This is a genomic window from Roseobacter sp. (assembly GCF_024639605.1).
Lineage (GTDB): Bacteria > Pseudomonadota > Alphaproteobacteria > Rhodobacterales > Rhodobacteraceae > Roseobacter.
Genome location: NZ_JAHEHZ010000055.1, coordinates 1 through 21,971, shown reverse-complemented (window position 1 = coordinate 21,971; position 21,971 = coordinate 1). Strand labels below are relative to the sequence as shown.

Annotated in this window: 24 protein-coding genes; 5 read left to right on the top strand and 19 right to left on the bottom strand. The window is 61.2% G+C overall.

Annotation, left to right across the window (positions count from 1 at the left end; all coding sequences use genetic code 11):
• Positions 1-68 precede the first annotated feature (68 nt).
• The 8 genes from Q0M35_RS09260 to Q0M35_RS09225 all read right to left on the bottom strand — a co-directional run bounded on the left by Q0M35_RS09260 (position 69) and on the right by Q0M35_RS09225 (position 7,126).
• Complete coding sequence (locus tag Q0M35_RS09260; protein WP_295314449.1) at positions 69-200, bottom strand: hypothetical protein; 132 nt, start codon at positions 198-200, stop codon at positions 69-71.
• Positions 197-1,384, bottom strand: a complete 1,188-nt coding sequence (locus Q0M35_RS09255) for a formate dehydrogenase subunit gamma (RefSeq protein WP_295314447.1) — start codon at positions 1,382-1,384, stop codon at positions 197-199. Before Q0M35_RS09255 ends, Q0M35_RS09260 begins: the two co-directional genes overlap by 4 nt.
• Before the next feature lie 83 nt (positions 1,385-1,467).
• Complete coding sequence (gene fdh3B / locus Q0M35_RS09250; RefSeq protein WP_169640970.1) at positions 1,468-2,064, bottom strand: formate dehydrogenase FDH3 subunit beta; 597 nt, start codon at positions 2,062-2,064, stop codon at positions 1,468-1,470.
• A 14-nt stretch (positions 2,065-2,078) separates the two neighbouring features.
• Positions 2,079-5,045, bottom strand: a complete 2,967-nt coding sequence (locus tag Q0M35_RS09245; RefSeq protein ID WP_295314444.1) for a formate dehydrogenase subunit alpha — start codon at positions 5,043-5,045, stop codon at positions 2,079-2,081.
• A 71-nt stretch (positions 5,046-5,116) separates the two neighbouring features.
• Complete coding sequence (locus tag Q0M35_RS09240) at positions 5,117-5,308, bottom strand: twin-arginine translocation pathway signal protein (RefSeq protein ID WP_295314442.1); 192 nt, start codon at positions 5,306-5,308, stop codon at positions 5,117-5,119.
• A gap of 56 nt (positions 5,309-5,364) precedes the next feature.
• Complete coding sequence (locus Q0M35_RS09235) at positions 5,365-5,973, bottom strand: molecular chaperone TorD family protein (RefSeq protein ID WP_295314440.1); 609 nt, start codon at positions 5,971-5,973, stop codon at positions 5,365-5,367.
• Positions 5,970-6,590: a DUF3306 domain-containing protein gene (locus Q0M35_RS09230; RefSeq protein WP_295314438.1), complete on the bottom strand. Its 621-nt coding sequence runs from the start codon at positions 6,588-6,590 to the stop codon at positions 5,970-5,972. The genes Q0M35_RS09235 and Q0M35_RS09230 overlap by 4 nt, the downstream gene beginning before the upstream one ends.
• Complete coding sequence (locus tag Q0M35_RS09225; RefSeq protein WP_295314453.1) at positions 6,587-7,126, bottom strand: DUF3305 domain-containing protein; 540 nt, start codon at positions 7,124-7,126, stop codon at positions 6,587-6,589. The genes Q0M35_RS09230 and Q0M35_RS09225 overlap by 4 nt, the downstream gene beginning before the upstream one ends.
• A gap of 346 nt (positions 7,127-7,472) precedes the next feature.
• Between Q0M35_RS09225 and Q0M35_RS09220 the strand changes: the two genes are divergently transcribed.
• Entirely contained in the window at positions 7,473-9,428 is a 1,956-nt protein-coding gene (locus tag Q0M35_RS09220; protein ID WP_295314436.1) for a 4Fe-4S binding protein, read from the top strand.
• Here Q0M35_RS09220 and Q0M35_RS09215 read toward each other — a convergent pair.
• A complete protein-coding gene (locus tag Q0M35_RS09215) occupies positions 9,422-10,159 on the bottom strand; it encodes a hypothetical protein (RefSeq protein ID WP_295314434.1) in 738 nt (245 codons plus the stop codon). The two genes, Q0M35_RS09220 and Q0M35_RS09215, sit on opposite strands and share 7 nt — an antisense overlap.
• A 90-nt stretch (positions 10,160-10,249) precedes the next feature.
• On the opposite strand from Q0M35_RS09215, the gene Q0M35_RS09210 reads away from it, so the two are divergent.
• The 4 genes from Q0M35_RS09210 to Q0M35_RS09195 are packed head-to-tail and all read left to right on the top strand — an operon-like array spanning position 10,250 to position 12,710.
• Positions 10,250-10,450: a DUF6494 family protein gene (locus tag Q0M35_RS09210; RefSeq protein WP_169640977.1), complete on the top strand. Its 201-nt coding sequence runs from the start codon at positions 10,250-10,252 to the stop codon at positions 10,448-10,450.
• Complete coding sequence (locus Q0M35_RS09205; RefSeq protein WP_295314431.1) at positions 10,451-11,518, top strand: Mrp/NBP35 family ATP-binding protein; 1,068 nt, start codon at positions 10,451-10,453, stop codon at positions 11,516-11,518. It begins immediately after the preceding gene.
• The gene (locus Q0M35_RS09200) at positions 11,515-12,219 is read left to right on the top strand and encodes a biotin/lipoate--protein ligase family protein (protein ID WP_295314429.1); all 705 of its coding nucleotides are present in this window, start codon (positions 11,515-11,517) and stop codon (positions 12,217-12,219) included. The genes Q0M35_RS09205 and Q0M35_RS09200 overlap by 4 nt, the downstream gene beginning before the upstream one ends.
• Positions 12,216-12,710, top strand: coding sequence for a DUF6505 family protein (locus Q0M35_RS09195; RefSeq protein ID WP_295314423.1), 495 nt, complete (start codon positions 12,216-12,218; stop codon positions 12,708-12,710). Before Q0M35_RS09200 ends, Q0M35_RS09195 begins: the two co-directional genes overlap by 4 nt.
• 3 nt (positions 12,711-12,713) lie before the next feature.
• Here the strand turns inward: Q0M35_RS09195 and Q0M35_RS09190 are convergent, their stop codons facing one another.
• The 10 genes from Q0M35_RS09190 to Q0M35_RS09145 form a co-directional block, all read right to left on the bottom strand.
• Entirely contained in the window at positions 12,714-13,484 is a 771-nt protein-coding gene (locus Q0M35_RS09190; RefSeq protein WP_295314451.1) for a substrate-binding domain-containing protein, read from the bottom strand.
• A gap of 32 nt (positions 13,485-13,516) precedes the next feature.
• Positions 13,517-14,233, bottom strand: coding sequence for an ATP-binding cassette domain-containing protein (locus tag Q0M35_RS09185; RefSeq protein ID WP_295314416.1), 717 nt, complete (start codon positions 14,231-14,233; stop codon positions 13,517-13,519).
• The gene (locus Q0M35_RS09180) at positions 14,227-14,931 is read right to left on the bottom strand and encodes an ABC transporter permease (protein ID WP_295314414.1); all 705 of its coding nucleotides are present in this window, start codon (positions 14,929-14,931) and stop codon (positions 14,227-14,229) included. Before Q0M35_RS09180 ends, Q0M35_RS09185 begins: the two co-directional genes overlap by 7 nt.
• Positions 14,932-15,027: 96 nt before the next feature.
• Positions 15,028-15,303, bottom strand: a complete 276-nt coding sequence (locus Q0M35_RS09175) for a hypothetical protein (RefSeq protein WP_295314408.1) — start codon at positions 15,301-15,303, stop codon at positions 15,028-15,030.
• Positions 15,303-17,138, bottom strand: a complete 1,836-nt coding sequence (locus Q0M35_RS09170) for a Rieske 2Fe-2S domain-containing protein (protein ID WP_295314406.1) — start codon at positions 17,136-17,138, stop codon at positions 15,303-15,305. Before Q0M35_RS09170 ends, Q0M35_RS09175 begins: the two co-directional genes overlap by 1 nt.
• The gene (locus tag Q0M35_RS09165; RefSeq protein ID WP_295314404.1) at positions 17,135-17,512 is read right to left on the bottom strand and encodes a hypothetical protein; all 378 of its coding nucleotides are present in this window, start codon (positions 17,510-17,512) and stop codon (positions 17,135-17,137) included. The genes Q0M35_RS09170 and Q0M35_RS09165 overlap by 4 nt, the downstream gene beginning before the upstream one ends.
• Positions 17,509-18,831 carry a glutamate synthase-related protein gene (locus tag Q0M35_RS09160; protein ID WP_295314402.1) on the bottom strand — a complete coding sequence of 441 codons (1,323 nt, stop codon included), beginning with the start codon at positions 18,829-18,831 and terminating at the stop codon, positions 17,509-17,511. Before Q0M35_RS09160 ends, Q0M35_RS09165 begins: the two co-directional genes overlap by 4 nt.
• Positions 18,832-18,997: 166 nt before the next feature.
• Positions 18,998-20,503, bottom strand: coding sequence for a tripartite tricarboxylate transporter permease (locus tag Q0M35_RS09155; RefSeq protein WP_295314400.1), 1,506 nt, complete (start codon positions 20,501-20,503; stop codon positions 18,998-19,000).
• Positions 20,500-20,991 (bottom strand): tripartite tricarboxylate transporter TctB family protein, encoded by a 492-nt coding sequence (locus tag Q0M35_RS09150; RefSeq protein ID WP_295314398.1) that lies wholly within the window; start codon positions 20,989-20,991, stop codon positions 20,500-20,502. The genes Q0M35_RS09155 and Q0M35_RS09150 overlap by 4 nt, the downstream gene beginning before the upstream one ends.
• A gap of 102 nt (positions 20,992-21,093) precedes the next feature.
• The coding region (locus Q0M35_RS09145) for a tripartite tricarboxylate transporter substrate binding protein (RefSeq protein WP_295314396.1) at positions 21,094-21,971 on the bottom strand (878 nt) is incomplete at its 5' end.

Genomic DNA, 21,971 nt, shown 5'->3' with positions numbered 1-21,971 from the left:
GCCCCTTACCCGGAACGGAAAACGGCGCCCGGATGAGGCGCCGTTTTTTATCAGACAGGTCGTGCAGATCAGCCGTCGTCGAGACGAACAGCCCCGCCGGTGCTCCGCTCCTGCGCGGAGAAGCCGATTTCATCGAGGATCAGGTCTGCAGCAACGGCAATCACCGCAAGCGAGACAAAGGCCAGAAGCATCACTTTCATGCTGCACCCGCCTTTTTGATCTTCGACTGTTCGACTTCTTCGACCCAGAGGCTGTGGTGCTCGCGCGCCCATTGCAATTCAACATCGCCGGAGCCCATGGCGTCATAGGCCCCTTCCATGCCAACAGACCCGATGTAGATATGCGCAAGGATGATGCCCATCAGCACAAAGCTGACGATGGCATGCCAGAGCTGTGAAAGCTGCATCTCTTCATGCGGCGCCAGATCCGTGCGCAATTCTGCAAAGCCAAGCATTTGCGGCAGACCCAGCGCATTTAACTTTTCGAATGTGGCCGCAAACATCGGCAGCTCAAACGGAAAGAGAAGCGCGAGACCGGAGGCGGAAATCGAAGCACCCAGCACAATCACCGACCAGAAGATCAGCTTTTGCCCGGCATTGAACTTTTTGGCCGGCGGGTGGCCGCCGCCAAAAATACCGCCACCTTTAAGCAGCCATTTCACGTCCGTGCGGTCGGGCAGGTTGTGAACGACCCAGAGCACAAAGACGAGCACAAGGGCTACCATAAAGGCCCATGAGACGTTGTTGTGAATCCATTTGCACGCCACAGCGACCGTGGCAAAGGCTTCGTGACCAAATGTCGGGATCAGCACCTTGCGCCCGGCAAGTGTGATGATCCCGGTAATCCCCAACAGGATGAAAGATCCCGCCAGAAGCCAGTGTGAAAACCGCTCAAAAGCTTTGAACCGCACGATGGTCGTACCGGTTTTTTCCCCGTCGATGCGGATCCGGCCACGGATCAGATAGAAGATTGCCAGCAGCACCAGGGTCACACCGAGAAATCCGGTGCCGTATTTCAGCAAAGGCCCCTCGCGGAACGTAAGCCATCGCATGCCACCGTCCTGGATAAGGACCGTGGCTGCCGGGCCGCGTACCTGAGTGGTGATATCAGCCTGGTCAAAGCGCAGCGCCCGCCAGAGATCAGGGTCGGAAGCCCCGCCCCGCGTGCCGAGCTGGTCAGTGGACATCTGCGCGGCAGCAGGGTCACCGGTGTTACCGCTTCTGAAGCTGTTATCGACCTTGAGACCCTGCTGGCGGGCCATGATGTCTTCAAGGGTCTGCGCGCCACCGGTCTTTGACCGGTCCGGTGCAGGCGCTGCCTCCTGGGCTGCCGCACTCAGAGCGCAGAAGCAGGACAAAAGAAGCGCGAAGATGATACGAAACATGCGTATATCCTGTTTATGAAATAACGGGGCGGCACATAAGCACCGCCCCTGATCAGGTCATGACTGTCGGGAAGCTGATAAAGTCAGCCGCCTTTCTGATCGTAGGCGGTGCCCCAGCCCCAGGCGCCCGAGCCGAAGCCACGGGCAACCACACGCTCGCGGTAGATGTTGGCGACAACGTCACCATCACCGGCCAGCAGCGCTTTGGTGGCGCACATTTCCGCACAGATGGGCAGCTTGCCTTCCGCGATCCGGTTGCGGCCGTACTTGGAGAATTCCGCTGTGGAATTGTTCTCCTCCGGGCCACCGGCGCAGAAGGTGCACTTGTCCATCTTGCCCCGGCTGCCGAAGTTCCCCGCCTGGGGGAACTGAGGCGCACCGAAGGGGCATGCGTAAAAGCAATACCCGCAACCGATGCAGAGGTCTTTGGAGTGCAGCACGACACCCTCTTCGTTCTGGTAGAAGCAATCCACCGGGCAGACGGCCATACAGGGCGCGTCTGAACAGTGCATGCAGGCGACCGAGATAGACCGCTCGCCGGGTTTGCCGTCATTGATCGTGACGACTTTCCGGCGGTTGATCCCCCAGGGCACCTCGTGCTCGTTTTTACAGGCTGTGACGCAGGCGTTGCATTCAATGCAACGTTCAGCATCTACGAGAAATTTTGCTCTTGCGGCCATGTTGATAACCTCCCTTATGCTGCCCAGATTTTGCAGAGAGTGGCTTTGGTCTCCTGCATCTGGGTTACACTGTCATAGCCATAGGTCTGCGCGGTGTTTGTGGATTCACCAAGCACGTAAGGATCGGCACCATCGGGGTATTTGTCCCGAAGGTCCACGCCCTCCATGTGACCGCCAAAGTGGAACGGCATGAAGGCCACGCCACTTTCGACCCGTTCGGTGATCATGGCCATCACTTTGACCTTGCCGCCTTCCGGGCCTTCGACCCAGACCTGTTCGCCGTCACGGATACCAAGATTGTTGGCATCGCGCGGGTTCACTTCGACAAACATGTCCTGCTGAAGCTCGGCCAGCCACGGGTTGGACCGTGTCTCATCACCGCCGCCTTCATATTCGACCAGACGCCCGGAGGTCAGGATGATCGGATAATCAGCCGAGAAGTCCTTGTCCTGAATGGACTTGTACATCGTCGGCACCCGCCAGAACTTTTTGTCCTCGTAGGTCGGATAGTCGGCCACAAGATCGCGCCGGTTGGTATAGAGCGGCTCGCGGTGAACCGGTACCGGATCGGGGAAGGTCCAGACGACCGCGCGGGCTTTGGCGTTCCCGAAAGGCGCACAGCCATGCTTGATCGCGACGCGCTGGATACCGCCCGAAAGATCAGTTTTCCAGTTCACGCCACCCACCTTGTCGGAGTAATCCGATGGCAGTTCACCCTGCTGAGATGTCTCTCCCACCTCTTCCGCACCTGGGCGGCTGGAGGCGAAGCCTGAGACATATTCGATCATTCTGCGCTCGTAGGGCGTCAAATCGCCGTCCCAGCCCAGATCGATCAGCATCTGCATGGTGAACTCGGGGTACCCGTCCTGGATTTCCGAACCCGGGTTGGAGACCCCTTCGGCCAGCAGGTTGTCACCGTCCCGCTCAACGCCAAAGCGCGCACGGAACGTCAGACCACCATCCGCCACCGGCAGCGACATGTCGTAAAGGTTCGCCGTACCCGGGTGGTTCATCTCGGGCGTGCCCCATGCAGGCCAGGGCATACCGTAGTAATCCCCGTCTGCAGGACCACCGTTCGCCCGCAGTGACGTGCGGTCAAAGGTGTGCTGGTTTTCCATGTGCATGCGCAGACGCTCAGGCGACTGACCGGTATATCCGATGGTCCACATGCCGCGATTGAACTCGCGGGTGATGTCTTCGATCAGCGGCTCCTCGCCGTTCACTTCGATATTGCGGAAGATCTGGTCCGCAAAACCGAACTTGGTTGCGAATTTGTGCATGATCGTGTGGTCAGGCAGCGATTCAAAGAGCGGCTCGACGACTTTTTCCCGCCACTGGATCGACCGGTTGGACGCGGTCACAGACCCGTAGGTCTCGAACTGCGTACAGGCCGGCAGCAGATAAACACCGTCTTCACGGTCCTGCATAACGGCAGAGACAGTCGGATATGGATCCACAACGACAAGCATGTCGAGCTTTTCCATCGCCGTTTTCATCTCTTTCATCCGGGTCTGCGAGTTCGGCGCATGCCCCCAGAGAACCATTGCCCGGGTGTTGTCGGGCTGATCGAGGTTCTCTTTGTCCTCAAGCACACCGTCAATCCAGCGGCTGACCGGAATGCCGGTAAGGTTCATCATCTTGGAGTCGCCGAAAGACTCGTCCGAGAAACGGGCTTTGAGCCAGTCGAGGTCTTCTTCCCAGACCCGCGCCCAGTGGGCCCATGACCCCTCGGAGAGGCCATAATAACCGGGCAGCGTGTCTGCCAGGACGCCGAGGTCCGTGGCGCCCTGCACGTTATCGTGGCCGCGGAAGATGTTGGTGCCGCCACCGGCGGTGCCCATGTTGCCCAATGCCAGCTGCAGCACGCAATAAGCACGCGTGTTGTTGTTGCCGTTGGTGTGCTGCGTGCCGCCCATGCACCAGATCACGGTGCCGGGACGATTGTTGGCAAGGGTGCGTGCAACGCGCTTGAGCTGGCTGCCGGGTGCACCGGTGACGCGCTCGACCTCTTCGGGGTTCCAGCGCGCGACCTCTTCCTTGATCTGGTCCATGCCCCAGACACGGGTCCGGATGAACTCTTTGTCCTCCCAGCCGTTCTCGAAGATGTGCCACAGAATGCCCCAGACCAGTGCGACGTCAGAGCCCGGACGGAAACGGACATATTCGTCCGCATGCGCCGCGGTGCGCGTGAAGCGCGGGTCGCAGACGATGAAGGGCGCATTGTTCTGCTCTTTGGCTTTGAGCATGTGCAGCAACGACACCGGGTGCGCTTCTGCCGGGTTGCCACCGATCAGGAACATCGCTTTGGAATTGTGGATGTCGTTGTAGCTGTTGGTCATGGCGCCGTAGCCCCATGTGTTTGCCACACCGGCCACCGTGGTGGAGTGACAGATACGCGCCTGGTGGTCGACGTTATTGGTGCCCCAGTAGGCCGCGAACTTGCGGAACAGATACGCCTGTTCGTTGTTATGCTTGGCCGAGCCGAGCCAGTAGACTGAATCCGGTCCGCTCTCTTCGCGGATCTTCATCATGCCGTCGCCGATCTCGTTGATCGCCTCGTCCCAGCTGATGCGTTTCCACTCACCACCTTCTTTCTTCATCGGATATTTCAGGCGGCGTTCACCATGGGCGTGCTCGCGTACGGCGGCACCCTTGGCGCAATGCGCACCGAGGTTGAACGGGCTGTCCCAGCCGGGCTCCTGCCCTGTCCAGACGCCGTTTGAGACTTCCGCGATAACGCTGCAGCCGACCGAGCAGTGCGTACAGACGGATTTGACCGTCTCGACAGCGCCGTTAACGGCCGATTGTGCAGAGGCCTGCGTGACCGATCCGCCGGTTGCGGAGATCGCCGCGAGGCCACCGATTGCGAGACCCGAGCCGCGCAGAAACGCGCGACGGTCTACTGATTTTGAGGCCACTTCCGTGAGGATGTTGGTGCGTCCTGCACGCTGGCCGACCGAACTGGTCTTTTTCCTGAGCATATTTTCCTCCTCTGCCGTGCAGGACGCCCGGGTCCTGCGCAGTCGTTAATGCCCCCGCGGGGCGGGGTATTCTAGAAACGGGTGCTGTCGAGATAGGCGCGGGTATGCGCGGTATCCTGCATGCGATCAGATGTCGGGTCCGCCGGCGCGGCCTCAGCCGCCGCTCCGCCTGCGGCGACGACAGCCACTGCCGCGGGTGCCGCCGTGCCTGCCAGTTTGAGAAAATCCCGGCGATTGGTGTCGCCCTCAGTTTTCCTGGTCATATCTCATATCTCCCTTCAGTCATTATGTGGGCGGCGTCCCGCCCGGTCTGCGCAGATCAGCCTGCTGTCATTCTGTATGCTTCGCGTTCGATGGCCATGAATTCACGGCCCACCGCGCCGACGGAGCCGTAGAACACGGAATTCTTCGCCCCTTCGAGATCGGTGTAGAAATGTGTGGCCCAGGGGGCGATGTGGTTGTTGAAAAAGGTCCGCTGCTGGTCAAGCGTCGCCGCCCGCCCGAAGCGTCCGACAATCATCCCGCCCATGATCTCCATCAGCGAGGCCATGCTGTCTTCGGGCTCGAAAACGTTGTCGGCGCGCGTGATCTGATGTGCGGCCATATCGCGACGCAGGCGGGCCAGCGGTTTCTCGTTAAGAAACCCGGTGAGGTAGTAACTGGCATAGGGCAGCAGCTCACCGCGCCCCAGCCCGATGAAAAGTGCGTTAAATTCGCGCTCTACAGCCTTGGGTTTACTGGCTTTTGCCACGCGTGCGAGCCCTGATACCGCTTCGCCCAGCGGGCTGTCATCGCCGCTCAGACCTGCGGTCTGATCAAGCAGAAGCTGATCAGCGGGGCGCGCCAGAAGCAGGCCGAGAAAATTGTAAAGATCCGCACGCAGGCGGTCTTCGGCGCTGACGCTGTGCTCCTGAACCTGCGCGGTCATGCTTCGGCCTCCGCAAAACTGAACCGCATCCGGCGCGGACGGACCGGCGCTTCATCCCTTGCGGCGTCGGCCTCATCTGTCTGAGCTGTCATGCTGTCATTCTCATCCGGCACCGTCATGACAGCGCTTTCCGGCTCTGGTGACTCATCAGTCAGTACGGACTGCTCAGCTGAGGCCTCCACGACTTCACCCTCAGCTTCCACAGCTTCTTTCCCGCGCTCTACTTCGACGATATGAGCCAGCATGCCTTTGCCCACCTGATAGGCGGTCTTCACCGGCCCCTGCGACAGTGCAGCAGCGCGGAAATCGTCGTCGTAATCGTTCAGGCCGTCCACACAGGCCAGAACCGGATTGCTGCGCCAGAGTTTGCGCAGAGCAAGCCGGCGCAGATGCTCGGGCACCTGCCGGCTCATAAAGGCAGAGAAATCGTCGCCTGCCGCCATCTCTTCAGGGTCAGGCAGGCCAAGCTCTTCAAGGATTTCAGCGTCATTCTTACCGGCGAGCCGGTCTTCCTGCGCCTCCCGAAGGGCCGCGGCTTCAGCGGCGCCCTGCTCGGCTTCCGCCTCGGCGGCGACAGCGGCCTTGCGGCGCGCCCAGAAAGTGGCATGGCGGCTCATCCGGAAACCTGCCCTGATCGCCGGGGCGCCCGGTAAACATCCGTTGTCTGGGAAATTCGCGCGTCACCGATGCCGTCTTCTTTCAGGTCGGTACGGGATTTGTTGCGGCGGCGCTTCACAAAGGGCTCTTCAACGTGATGGGCCTGCACGAAATCGCGCACCCATCCGATCAGCGCCGGCGGCATCGCAACCTTCTCAACAACCTCTTCAGCGGAATCGCAGTAATCCTGCGCCTCATAGGGCGACATTGTGATCTGAACGACCTCAAACGGCACATCGGTGCGGCCCACAGGCTTGCGCAGAACAACATAGACTGACGGGCAGACAGCGCCAAGTTCATGCGCATAAGCTTCGGTGTCGGACACATAGAGCCAGACATCGCGGGTGGCAGCGTGGAATTCAGTTACGTCCCCGTCGCGGCGCAGTTCACGCCAGTCAGCGGCAGCAGCCCCCGGCAGAACACCAGTCGCTTTCCATGCCCACTTTGCCCAACGTGTCACGCCCGGCGTCCGGCGCATGACGACACCGACCGGCAATGACTGTGCATCTGGAAAGATTACGCCCAAGACGGCTCCCGTAGATGTTCTTTTTCTTGTTCCCTCCAGATTATCAAATGGTTCGGGTTATCCCAGCAAAATCTGCATACTGGCGTACACTATTCCGCCCGACAGACGGGCCATTGCGCTTCGGGCCCCGCAGGCGCTTGATATTAATCGAAAATCCCCTGTTTCACCTGGTAAACCTCCAATGCAGAATAATGCAATCCAGCGGAATTTGTCGCCGGGCTGCGTCGAATCCGGTTTACCTCCGGCGGCATTCCTGAATAGCTGTGTTCCGTTGAGCTCCGAGGCCCGCCCGGTGCCACAGCCATGAGGGAACCGCATGACCAGAAAACTCATCCTGTGCAACTGCCTTGGCAGCCATGCACCCGACCCCGATGTGCTGGGTCCGGCGACGGGTCTTGCCTGTCAGGGTGTGTTAACAGATGCCTGCGGTACTGAGGTTGAAAAAACGGCAAAGCTGATGGCAGAGGGTGATGTTGTCATTGCCTGCGCCCAGCAAGCCAGCTTTTTCAGTGACCTGGCGGCGGAACTTGATGTATCGCCTCCGGCGTGTTTTGACCTGCGTGACCGTGCCGGGTGGAGCGACGAGGCAGGAGATGCCGGGCCGAAAATGGCGGCGCTGGCGGCGGAAGCACTTTTGCCGGTGCCGTCGGAGAAAACCATTGATGTCATCTCGCAGGGCAGTTGTCTGATCCTCGGGCCGGCGGAGACAGCGCTGGCTGCAGCCGCCGATCTGGCCGGGGTGCTGGCAGTGACGGTTCTGCTGGACGACCCCGCCGGCGCGGAGCACGGATATGATTTCGACATCGTCTCCGGCAGGCTCGGGACTACCCGAGGTACTCTGGGGCAGTTCAGTGTCCGTATGGATGCTTTCCGGCAGATGATCGCGGGCGGTCGCGGTACACCCGACTGGACTGCGCCCCGCGATGGCGCGCGTACGGAATGCGATATTATCCTGGACCTGACCGGCAACCCGCCGCTGTTTCAGGCGCATCATAAACGTGACGGCTACCTCCGGGCCGAGCCCGGCAATCCTCCTGCCGTCGCCCGCGCCGTGCTCGCAGCCTCGCAGATGACGGGAACCTTTGAAAAACCGCTTTATGTGCGGCTGGAAGAGCCGCTTTGTGCGCATTCAAGAGCCGGGAAACCCGCCTGCTCAAAGTGTCTCGATGTCTGTCCGACCGGCGCGATCACCTCCGCCGGCGACCATGTGGCCATCGACCCGATGATCTGCGCCGGTTGCGGTGCCTGCTCCTCGCTCTGCCCGTCGGGCGCGATCAGCTATGATGCCCCGCCGGTCGCCACCGTGTTTTCGCGGCTCAATACCCTTGCCGCGACCTATCGCAAAAACGGCGGCACGGGCGCGCGCCTGCTGGTGCATGACGACAGTCATGGCCGCGAAATGATCTCGCTTGCCGCCCGCTACGGGCGCGGCCTCCCTGCACAGGTGATCCCGCTGGAAGTGACCGCTCTTGCCGGTTTCGGCCACGCGGAAATGCTGGCAGCCCTTGCCTGCGGATTTACCGGGGTCATGATCCTGCCCGCGCCGCTCACTGAACGCGACGTGATCGCCGGTGAAATGGCGCTGGCCAATGCAATTGGCGGGGGCACCTCTGTCACCCTGCTTGATGTGGCCGATCCCGATGCGCTTTGTGACGCGCTTTACGTCAGCGCTCCGCCCGCAGCGCGCCATGATCCGGTCCTGCCCATCGGCACCCGCCGGCAGGTTGCGCGTCTCGCCGGCAAAACGCTGCAGCCCGATGCCGGGACTGTGCCCCTGCCTGAGGGTGCGCCTTATGGCGCGGTGCTTGTGGATACCGATGCCTGCACCCTTTGTCTGGCCTGCGTGTCGCTCTGCCCTTCGGGCGCGCTGGGGGATAACGAAGATCTGCCGCAACTGCGATTTCAGGAAGACGCCTGCCTGCAGTGCGGGCTCTGCGCCAATGTCTGCCCCGAAAAAGCGATCATGCTTGAGCCGCGCCTTGATATGACCGATGCGGCCTTCACCCAGAAGGTTCTGCACGAGGAAGAACCCTTTGCCTGCGTCGAATGCGGCTCCCTTTTCGGCACGAAATCAACCGTCGAGCGGATCATGGAAAAGCTTGCCGGCAACCATCACATGTTCGCCACAACAGAGGCTGCGCGGATGATCCAGATGTGCGACAACTGCCGCATTCAGGCGCAGTATCACTCTGAGAACAATCCATTTTCCGGGGGCGATCGGCCAAAGATCCGCACCACGGATGACTACCTGAGCAAACGCAGGGATCACTGAAGTTGCAGCGGAGCCCCGAGATCAGCCGGCGCCATTTCCGAGACGAATGCCAGGATCGCTTCGAGATCCGGCAGGGTAATCTCGACGGGCACAATCGGCGACGGCAACATCGGATCGAAGGGCTCGGTGACGTCTTTGATCTGTGTGAAGCTCGGGTGCGGGTTCAGCAGGTGAAAGGTCGCAAAGCGCGTGTCCCATTCCGGCAACCCGCGCAGCACGGCAAAAGAAGGCGTGGAGCCGAGCCCGTTCATGCGGTTCTTTTTGTTGATCACATGGCATCGGCCGCAGTGCAGAAGCGAAAGCTTTTCGCCTGCGAGCGCATCACCTTCGTATACGGTTTCCTCTGCGACACGCGCTTTTGTGAGATTGGCCGTGTAGCTCTCACCATCCGGCCCCGTATAGCTCTCGATGGTCCGTTTTCCGACATCCGACTGCAGCCATTCCAGAAAACGTTCCGCACGCGGGTCACCATCGTGGGAGAAACTCCAGCGGTGCGCCGGCCCCTCGAAAACCGGCCTGCCCTCCGCGCCAAAAGCCATCTCTGCGTCGTCGCCCTGGGGTACAGGGGTGATCCGCAAACCAGTTTTAAGCGAGAACCGCGGCAGCAGATGCTTTGTAAATCCGGACGCTTCGAGCGCCTCGGGAACCGCCAGCCGCAGCGTCCCGTCCTCGGCGGCCAGCGGCAAAGCCGCCAGATGCCATATCAGTATAGCGGCAATGAGACCTCGCATAACCCGTTTCCTTTCTCACCTGCCCGGGCCTCAGCCTAGGCGCCTCAGCAATTCACCGTCAAGTTTCCAGATCATAAAAGGAGCAGACCCATGAGCGAAGACTTCAACATGTCGATGCGCAAATTTCTCAAGCAGGTCGGTGTGACCTCGCAGCAGGCTATCGAAGAGGCCATGCGCAACACACCCGGCACAGAGGGCAAAACCTTTGAAGCCAAAGTCGTGCTGACTGTCGACGGCCTCGATCTTGAGCATGTGGTCACCGGCCGCATCGCCGGCGACGGGCAGTCGTAAATGAGCACCACGCGTGACGCGGTTCTGACCGCGCTGAAGACCATCACAGATCCGGTCAGCGACACCGACATCATGTCCGCGGGCCTGGTGAAGGCCCTGACGGTCGGTGACGACGGTGCCGTACGGTTCGTGATGGAAGTGTCCCCGTCACAGGCAGAGCTTTACGGCCCCGTGCGCGAAGCCGCGGAGCAGGCCGTGAAAGCGCTCGGCGCCCCGTCCGTGTCAGTCGTGATGACCGCGCACAGCACGCCCGCCGCCCCGCCCGATCTCAAGCCGCAGCGCAAGTCAGAGCCCTCCGGGCCGCAGAAGATTCCCGGCGTTGACCGGATCCTCGCGATTGCCTCCGGCAAGGGTGGCGTGGGCAAATCGACCGTTGCGTCAAACCTCGCCTGCGCGCTTGCGGCCGAGGGCCGGCGCGTCGGGCTTCTTGATGCGGATGTCTACGGGCCGTCGCAGCCGCGCATGCTGGGCGTCTCCGGCCGGCCTGCCTCGCCTGACGGCAAAACCATCCTGCCGATGCGCAATTTCGGTGTCACCATGATGTCGATCGGTCTGATGACCAATGACGATCAGGCCGTTGTCTGGCGCGGGCCCATGCTCATGGGTGCGTTGCAGCAGATGATGTCGCAGGTTCAGTGGGGTGCGCTTGACGTGCTGATCGTCGATCTGCCGCCCGGGACCGGTGATGTACAGATGACTTTGGCGCAGAAGGCACACGTGGACGGGGCAATCGTCGTGTCGACCCCGCAGGACGTGGCCCTGATCGATGCGCGCAAGGGCATCGATATGTTCAATCAGCTCAAAACCCCGATCATCGGCATGATCGAGAATATGTCCACGCATATCTGCTCGAACTGCGGGCATGAAGAGCATGTTTTCGGCCATGGCGGCGTTGCCGCGGAGGCGCGCAAGATCGGTGTGCCACTGCTGGCTGAGATCCCGCTGCATCTCGACATCCGGCTTGCTGCAGACGGTGGTGCGCCGGTGGTGATTTCAAAGCCTGACAGCCCTCAGGCGGAAGCGTTTCGCGCGGTGGCACGGCAGCTGGTTGCTGACGGCAAGGCATGAGCGGACCGCAGTTTCCTCCGCTCTTCAAGGGCATGGCCACTGCCGGCGCTGACCCGCTCGCGGCAGCCTGCGCGGAGGCGCGCAAAGGCTGCGATGCAGGCCTCGTGACCTGGGACATCTCGCCTGCCATGCTGCGGGCGGCCGTTGTCCTGGCGCCAGAATTGTCCTTGCGCGAGGCGATGGTTATGCTGCCGGTCTTTGGCATCGGTTTTCAGAACGCGCTCGGCGCACTGGCCCCGCCCGAGGTCAGCGTGCATCTTGGATGGACGGGGGCGCTCCTTGTGAACGGCGGCACCTGCGGACAGCTGACACCGGTGGCGTCCTCGAAAGACCCCGATGCAGAACCCGACTGGCTGGTGATCGGTCTCGAAGTGACGCTGAGCCGCGACGAAGAGGACACCGGGCTTACGCCGGATGAGACCGATCTTTTCACCGAAGGCTGCTCCGAGATCGAGGCCGCTGATCTGTTGGAGGCCTGGGTGCGCCACACGCTGGTCTGGATCGACCGCTGGTCCGAGGACGGCTCGCGACCTGTGCACAGCGAATGGCAGGGCCTCGCGCACGGGCTGAAAGAAGAGATCACCGCAGACGGGCAGACCGGCACCTTTATTGGTGTCGATGAAAGCTTCGGAATGCTCTTGCAGAGCGGTGAGAGCACCATCATCATACCCCTTACGACAACACTGCGGGACATCCCATGAAACTGGCACGGGCCATCCATTTCGACGACAGCGACACGCGTGTTTTTCACAACCCTGCCCGCACGGGCGAGTGGTGTATTTCCGGCGGGTTCGAATTTTCCAACTGGACAGAAGGCGATCTTGTCGGCAAGCCAAAGCAGGCTTTTACCAACGGCTGGATGGGCGTGGAGACCTTTGGCCGGGCAAGTTTTGTCGCGGTTACGCAGATCGAAGAGAACGAGCGCTCAGCACTTGCGGGTGCTCTGGCGCGGCATTTTGTCGAGATCTACGGCGCACCGGATGAGGAGGCGGCGATGGGGGTTGCCGAAGAAGAAATCGCGCAGATGGTTGAGCTCTGCGAAGATCATGCCCCCAACACCCTGCTGACGGTCACCCGTGAATTAACACAGGCAGGCGTGCGCGAGAGCTACCGGATGATTGAGCCCCAGGAAGCGGGTATCGAGCAGTTCGCGGTACACGGCTCTCTCGACGAAGAACCGCACCAGCACTGAGCGCTATTCAGGTTTCGCGTTGAACGTAAAAAGCGTTTCTCCGCCGATGGTGTAGGTGTTGATCAGGTCCTGTGCGTGCGCACCCGTCAGCCAGTTTTCCAGCCTTACAGCCAGATCATTGCGCACATGAGCGTGCTTTTCGGGGTTCACAGGGATGAAAGCGTATTGATTAAAGAGTGCCGGATCCCCCGAAAAAAGCAAAGCAAGCCCGGCTTTATTGCCGAAGTTGAGCCAGCTCGCCCGGTCCGCCAGGATATAGGCATCAAGGCCGGCGGCCGTGTTCAGGCTTGCGCCCATGCCCGCACCAACAGCGCGGTACCAGGGATCGAACGCTGCCGGATCAAGCCCTGCGGCAGACCAGAGCGCCAGCTCCTTTTTGTGGGTGCCGCTGTCGTCGCCGCGGCTGACGAACGCGGGTTTCTCCGCGACGATCTTCTGCAGCGCTTCAGCCGCCGTTGCGGCCTGCGCAATACCCGCCGGATCATCTTCCGGCCCGACGATCACAAAGTCATTATACATGATCTCGCGTCGGTATGTGCCTGAACCTTCTGCAACAAATGCCTCCTCTGCCTTGCGCGAATGCACGAGAATTGCATCCACGTCGCCGGCCTGCCCCAGACGCAGCGCCTGGCCTGTTCCCACCACCAGCAGCTGCACATCTAGGCCGGTGTCCTCCCTGATCGCCGGCAGCAGAATCTGTGACAGCCCGGAGTTTTCAAAGGAGGTGGTCACGGCCACTCTGATCTCTTCGGCGGTGGCCGCCGTGCTCACCATCAGGGCCGTGGCTACAGCCAGCAAATGTCGTATCACGCGATGATATCCCCTCGTAAAAATGCCGCCAGTTCGGCACAGGACGGCGCGTCGAACACCCCCGGCGCCGCGCCCTGTTCGCGGATGGTGCCATGCAACATAAAGATCACGTCCTGTGCAAGCCTGCGCGCCTGGCCCAGATCATGCGTTGTCATAATAATGCGTGTGCCGGCACTGAGCGCACCTGTGAGCAGGCTTTCGATATCACGGGTCGAAGCGCCGTCAAGGCTCGCGCAGGGCTCATCGAGAAAGAGCACCTGTGGATCACGGATGAGCGCGCGCGCCAGTGCCAGTTTCTGTTTTTCACCACCAGACAGACGCGTGGCCTGCAGCTTCATCCGGTCCTGCAGACCGATGCGCGCGCCCCATTTTTCAACCTTTTCCGTGATCTCCGCCGTCGGCGCGCCGACAAGTTGCAGCGGATAGCGCAGATTATCCGCCACCGTGCGCCGCAGCATGATCGGTGTCTGGAAGACATAGGCCTGATGGTGCTGGGCCTCTGTCTGCGGCACCGCCCATGTGACCTGCCCGTCACTCAGCCGTTCCACCCCGTGCATGACCCGCAGAAGCGTCGTCTTGCCACTGCCGTTCGGACCGAGGATCATGGTCAGCCTGCCGGGCCCGAGTTCCGCAGTGACCGGGCCGATCAGCCGCTTGCCACGACGGCGCACAAAGACTTCGTCAAGTTTCAGGGGCAGGACCGTACTCACCATCTGCCCTCACTCTCGGTGCGTGACAGCCAGTGAATGGCGATGTTGATACCGATGGCGAGCGTGATCAGCACAAACCCGAGCGCCAGTGCCAGTGCAAAATCGCCCTTGCCGGTTTCCAGCGCGATCGCCGTGGTCAGCACGCGCGTCGCGTTTTCTATGTTGCCGCCAACGATCATGATCGCACCGACCTCGCCTATGGCGCGGCCAAATCCGGCGAGTGCGGCGGTCAGAAGGTTGCGCCGGCCATCCCAGATCAGGGTCCGGATGCGCTGTCCCTGGGACGTATTCAGTGAAATCAAAAGGTCATGGTATTCCGCCCAGAGCTCACGCATGGCCTGATGCGTCACCGACGCAATCAGCGGCGTGATAATGACCACCTGAGCGATGATCATGGCTGTTGGGGTAAAGAGAAGACCCAGCACCCCGAACGGCCCCGAGCGCGACAACAGGATATAGACGATGAGCCCGACCACAACGGGCGGCAGGCCCATCAGCGCGTTGAGAAGCGAGATCGTAAGGCGCCGGTAACGAAAGCGCCTGATCGCGAGGAATGTGCCCAGCGGCAAAGCGATGGCAGAGGCAATCATGAGTGCTGTCAGGCTGACCTGCAGCGAGCGCAGGCTGATCTGCATCAGCTCGGGATCGAGGGTGACCATCAGCCAGAACGCTGAGATCAGACCATCGTAGATATCGCTCATAACTCAGGTCAGTCCGCGCCGGTGCATCTGCTGTTGAAAGTGCTGTCAGACCTATGTCAATCCGGCGCTCTGCGCAATCGCCGGGATGCGGGAGGCTCAGACATCGTCCGCGTTTTTGCGGTCGGGCAGACGATCAATGAGCTTCTGCACGAGGGTCAGGACCACAAAGACGCCGATCGCCCAGATCAGCAGGCTGTAAGGTGCAGCTTTTGTGCCCCGCAGCCATTGCGCCACGAGATCCCCCTGGGGGTGCAGCGCCTCGATACCGAAAAGCCCCGGACCGGACCAGAACGACCAGATCCAGAACCCCGAGAGATAAAGCAGCACGGCCGCCAGAAATGCCACAAGAGCCAGGGTGATGACCCGGCGCATCAGTCCGCGCGTTCCAGGGTCGCGGGATCAATCGCCAGCACCAGCAGATCGCCGCGCCGCTCCACATCGCCCTCCACGGTCACGAACTGCGCAACCCGGTGATAGGCCTCTGCCGGCAGCTTTGTGCCGCCGGGGCCGGTGATCAGCAGAAACCGGTGCCCTTCTACCGGTTGCGTGGTGACGAACACCGGGGGGATATCTCCCAGCAGGCACAGGTTAGCGCAGGCTTTGTGAGCGATCCCACGACCGGGTCGCATGGCACCGGCCAGGCATTTGCCGTCACAGATCTCACCGGCCAGACGCCAGCGGCCCAGGGGCTCGGTCAGCATCTGCGGTACGGTGCCTTCCGCGGCCGCAAGCCCGTTCTGACCGCCTCTGAGCTGCATCATCTCAAGATCCCCGCGATTGAGGATCACACCGGAAGCGGTTGCCAGCTGCCCTTCCAGCGGCGCTGCACGGGCATCAACGCCGGTTTTGCCCTGCCCGGCCAGCATCAGGGTCCGCCCGACCGCCACATGCTCGCTGCCTTGCGTGACGCGCAGCAGCGGATAGGGGGTGAGTTCCACCACGCCGGTCACAGTCTGGCGTCCGTAGTCAAAGCGGAACGCACCCTCGCCCGGATCATCCTGTGCCACACCAAGTGCGAGGCCCAGCCCGGCAAGGCCTGAGACAAAGATCACACAGATCGTCAGTAAAAACGCCCGCAGCGCGCGGGGCGCCGGCAGGTAGCCAACAAAGAAGGGTTTGTCAGGATCATTCATGCTCCCCGCTCCCCCGTGTTTCATTCCTGCCCCCGGAACCGGCACAGGTTCGACGGGTGTGCCCGGCGGGTTGGCCCTCGGGTCCACCTGCACCGTGCTCCCCGACAGGCGCAGCGTATAAGTGGGCACTTTTTCGGTGAAGGGTGCAGGTGACCGCCCGGTTCGGACGTCATACTGAAATCCGTGCCAGGGACAGGTCACAAGGCAATCGATGATACGGCCCTCGCCCAGCGGTCCGTTCTGATGGGCGCAGGCATTTGAAATTGCGCTGAGTTTGCCCTCATGCAGGAAAACAGCCACCCGGTCGCCCTCCGGCAGAAGCCTGATTTTCGCGAAGCCCTCGCGCATGTCGCTGAGATCGCAGATGTCGATCCACTGCGCCCTGTCCGCTGAGGCCGCACGCCCACGCTGCAGCTCTGTCAGGGCCGCCATCAGATGCAGCCCGCCGACCGCCGTGGCACCGGCCAGAAAGATTGCGGTGGATACATGGTTCTGCTGGTCCTGCAGGATCCCGAAAGACACATGTGCAACGACCGAAAGATAAGCGGGGTAAATCAGGTAATGGATGCGTTTCCAGACCGGGGGCGTAAGGAATTTCATCCAGAAATCATGGCTGGTCGCGGCGAGGATAATCAGCACGATCAGCGCGAAAATTCCGAAAGTCTCAAATGGAAAGCCCCGCAGCTGCCCGTAGGAGGTATTGGCAAAGAGCAGTGCCTCATATTTGTCGGACATCGAAAAAGCGAAGTACCAGTTGATGACATAGAAGGCATGGGTCAGCGCCACAAAGACGGTCATCACGCCGAAATGCCGTCGATTGTAAAGCAGCGGCAGAAACCGGGTATCGAGCCGGGCAAGCGGTCCGATGCACAGGATCACCGTCAGCATGACAAAGGCGCAGGCCCCGAATGCACGCGCATTGTGCACCTGCGCATTGATCGGGCGTTCGTGGCTGAGGATCCCGGGGGCCGAATAGAGGAAAACGTAAAGAAACAGCGCCACACCGGCCAGCATGACCAGATCGTAGAGGTATTTGTTGTTGTTCCACTGAACGGGGATATATTTGACACTCACTGGCTGACCTCCGCAGGGGCGCTCAGGCGTTCGGGCGCGATATCCGGGGGCCAGGTCTGGCGTACGGTTAAGCCTGCGAGAATAATCAGCGCAATGCCCGCCGGCATAATGAGCCCCACAGCAAGATGCGGTTTACGCGGCGGATCATAGCGTCGCTGCCAGACATCGCGTCCGCCTGCACAGACAAACCAGCGCCAGAGAACGAGCGGCCAGATTACCATCACCCCGGGGATGAGCAGCGGGCGGAACACATATGCGCCCTTTGCGTCCTCGTCGATGCGGTCCATGCCAAAGGTCAGAAAGACTGCGGCCACCAGCGCGCCCGTAATCAGCCAGGCCCGCAGCCCCGTGAGGATAATTTCAGCCTCGTTCATACAGCACCGCCAAAGGTCACGCCGGAGATCTCCGCCATCTCTTTTTTCCAGGTGGTCAGATCGACGTGACAAAATTTGTCCGGATGATCATGCCCGCAGGCCCGCGCCATGACCTGCATCAGCCCGGTCGATGCCTTGAAGAAATTCGCCAGCTGGCGGGCGGATTTTTCTAAAACGATCCGGCTGACAAGATGCGGTTTTTGCGTGCCGATGCCCAAAGGGCAGTTGTTGGTGTGGCTGGCACGCATGGCGATGCACCAGATCGCCTGCATCGCACTGCCGGACAGGGTAATGGCATCCGCCCCGGGCGCCATCGCCTTGATAAAATCAGCTGGTTTACGCAGGCCCCCGGTAATTACCAGTGAGATATCCGCATGCTCCGGCCGGTCGGGGTGCGCGCGCGCACGGGCAAGTGCCGGGATCGCCGGCACCGGGATATTGTCGCGGAACAGGATCGGGGCCGCCCACGTCCCGCCGCCACGCCCGTCGGGGATGATGTAATCGACGCCCACCTCAAGGGCTGCGTTGATGTCGCGTTCTATGTGCCGGGCGCTCAGTTTGTAGCCTGCGGGGATACTCCCCGTTCGGTCGCGCACTTCGTCGGGGAAATCGCGGATCTGCGCGGGGTCAGTCCGGTCGGGGAACCGTGCGGGCGATATGGCGTCTTCGCCTTCTTTCAGGCCGCGCACTTCAGCGATTTTGCCCCGAATCCTGGCGCCTGGCAGATGCCCGCCGGTGCCGGTCGTTGCCCCCGGACCACCTAACGCCTGGGCCTTCGAGAGTTTCTCCCACTCAAAACCGAACCGCCCCGGTGCGAGTTCGCAGAAATAGCGGCTGTTGGCTTGCTGCTCGTCCGGAAGCATACCGCCTTCGCCCGAACAGATGCCGGTGCCAGCCAGTTCGGCCCCGCGTGCGAGTGCAATCCCGGCGGGCTCGGACAGCGCCCCGAAGGACATATCCGACACAACGAGCGGGATTTTCAGGCGCAGCGGTTTCTGTGCATCCGGTCCGATCACAACGTCGGTGCCCGCCTCTGCGTCATCGGGCAGCGGCGGTTTCACAAGCTGTGCGGTCAGGATCCGGATGTTGTTCCGGTCGGGCAGGTCCGCACGCAGCACGCCCACCGCTTCGACCTGCCCGTGATGGCCGGTTTTGCTCAGCCCGTCCGACATCAGCGCGCCGCGGTGAAAACAGCGCCCGCAGAAAACAGAAATCTCATCATCAAAGCGGACGACCACGGGATCCATCTCGCCGACAATGGCGAATTGCGGGTCACGGTCGGGTAATGCGTTCAGACGGGCAACAGTCTGCGGCGTCATCGGGTCCCTTTCGGTATTCCTGTGCGGGCAGACATTGCTGCCCCCGGGCCTTTGCAGACTGCGCCAGCATCGGGCCGGGACCAAATCACTTTTTCGGATCCTCCGGCAGGACGCCGGTTTTACAGGCTTGTGATTTTTGAACGCAGCGTCAGCGGACCCGACGGTATCACGGGCCGCCGCCCAGCGGGATGCCCCGGACCGCGCGCACCCCTGCGCGCACAATGGCGATCACCGTGAGCACCGTCAGAAACCAGAAAAACCACGTAATCGGGCCCCGGAACAGGATCAGCGGATCACTGCCCGACATCAGCATCGACTGGCGGAAATTATCCTCCAGCAAGGGGCCAAGGATGAATGCGATAAGGAAGGGTGCAGCCGGCACCTGATAGCGGACCATCAGATAACCGACCCAGCCCATAGCGAACATCACGCCCACGTCGAAGATATTGTTGTTCACCGCAAAAACGCCGTAGATGCAGAGCACAAGCACGGCCGGGATCAGGATGCGCTTAGGGATGTCCGCCACATATTTGAACCCGCGGATCGCCACGGTGCCGACGATGAAGAGAAAGAACGAGCTGACAATGAGGCCAATGAACAGGCCATAGATGATATCCACGTTGAGGATGAACATCATCGGGCCGGGCTGCAGCCCGTGGATCATGAACGCCCCGATGATAATTGCCGTAATCACATCACCCGGCACACCGAGCGCCAGGAGCGGGATCAGCGTGGCACCCGCGACACCGTTGTTGCCGGCCTCTGACGCGGCCACGCCCTCTACCTCGCCCTTGCCGAAGTTTTCGCGGTTTTTCGAGGTGCGCCGCGCCTCTGAATAACTCAGAAAGGCGGATGGCGCCGCCCCGATGCCAGGGATTGAGCCCAGAAATACACCGATGAAGCTGCCACGCACGATGGATTTGAAACACCGCCGGTAATCGGCAAAGGTCACGCGGTTGTTGCCAAGGCTGCGCGCGGTGCCGACATGGGCGGTGGGGTTCCAGACCATGGCAAGGATCTCGGGGATCGCAAAAAGGCCGATCAGCACCGCGATAAAATTCAGCCCGCCCATCATATTAGGATCGCCGAAGGTGAACCGGTTCGTTCCGTACACCAGATCCAGCCCGATCGTGGCCAGCAGCAGACCCAGCAGCGCCGACAGCGCCCCGCGCAGCAGGCTGGTGCCTGAGACGCCGGCGATGATGGTCAGCGAAAAGAGGATCAGCGTGAAAAACTCCGGCGGACCAAAGCTCAGCGCAAAAGAGGCCAGCCAGCCAGCAAAGAGGATAAGTGACAGATTAGAGATCACATCCGCCGTGCAGGAAGCCCAGAGCGCCATACCCAGAGCGCGACCCGCTTCGCCCTTTTCGGCCATCGGGTATCCGTCAAGGATCGTGGCCGATGACGCGGGCGTGCCGGGCGTTTTAATCAGGATCGCCGGGATTGAGCCGCCGAAAATGCCGCCCTTATAGACCCCGAGCAGCAGCAGGATACCGGTGATCGGCTGCATGGCAAAGGTGAACGGCAGTGTCAGCGCCACCGCCATTGTGGCCGACATTCCGGGGATCGCCCCGCCGATGGTACCGATGGCCACGCCCACGAAAAGCGCCAGAAAAGATTCCACGTTTCCGACAAGGCTGAGGCCAGCGGCGATACTGTCCATAAAGCTCATGGCAGCCTCATAAAGTTGCCCTGCGGAATGGCGACCCCCGCGACATGAGCAAAAAAGGCATAGAGCACCAGCGGCACGATCACCGCACAGATCAGCGCTGTTTTCGGGTGCCGCGTGCGCACCAGAAAGGCGGTGGCCACAAAGATCAGCATGCAGGTCAGCACCATGCCGAGCCGCGGCATCAGAAACATGGCAAGAACCATGATCACCGCCATCCCCGCAAGCCGCATCCAGGCAGCGCGCGGATCATCCGAGGGCGCGTCCACAGGCTCGCCGCTGTCAGTCATGCGCAGCCCGCCGAAAACCAGACCGAGGCCTGCCAGAAAAGTGAACGCCGACAGCGCATAGGGCCAGAAAAGCGGAGACAACACGATACGCTGCACGTTACTGGGAGAAGAGATCCATTGCGGGATCGCCACCAGCGTAAGAAAAACCGCAGCAATTATCGCACCAATCCCGAGACGCAGTTGCACCTGTCGCTCTGTCATCCCCGCCTACCCCCTTATTTTCGTATCACATCAGGATCAGAAAACGCCGGACCTGATCAGGCCCGGCGTTTGTTATTGTTCCCAAAGACCGGACAGTTCTGCCTAGCCTTCAATCCTCATGCCCAGATCGTCAACAAGTTTCCGGAATGTTTCGTACTGGCCCTGGATAAACTCATTGGCTCTGACCGGATCCATCAGCTCAATCACCGAGCCGCGGGATGTCATCTTTTCAAGGAAATCCTCATCTGCCGTGGCCGTGGCCATCCACTCGCCCCACTTGTCGGCAACGTCGTCGGGCAGGTCATCAGGGCCGGCGATACCGGTCCAGCCGACCAACTGGTGCAGCGCAGGTTTACCCAGATCGGCCGCTGTCGGCGCGTCAAATCCGGGCACGGGCTCGGCCGTGGTTACCATCAATGGCACGAGTTGTTTGTTGGCGACAAAGCTCGCCAGGGCCGAGGAGTTGGTGCACAGGAAGGTAGCCGTGCCGTTGAGCACAGCCGTTGCCGCAGCACCGCCGCCTTTTTGCGGGATATGCGTCGTCTGTGTCAGGGGCTCGGTCACGCCGAACTCGGAGAGCACCATCACCGCCGCGATATGCAGCAGTGATCCGACGCCGGAGGACGAATACGTCACGCCACCTTCGGCAACTTTAGCGATCAGTTCGTCCATCGAGGTAATGCCGGAATTCGGGCTCACAGCACAGGCGACCGGGTTGATCTCATAGACCGTCACAAACCGGAAATCGTCCAGCGTATAGGGCAGCGTCGCTTTCATCGCCGGGTTCACCGAATGCGACCCCACACGGGCAAAGAGCATGGTATAGCCATCGGGTTTGGCGTTCTGCACCGCCACAGAGCCCGTGGCGCCCCCTGCGCCGGTCACATTCGCCATGACCAGCGGTCTGCCAACGGCATTGTTCAGCGGCTCGGCAATTGTGCGCGCTGAGATATCGGTGGCGCCCCCGGCACCGTAGGGGA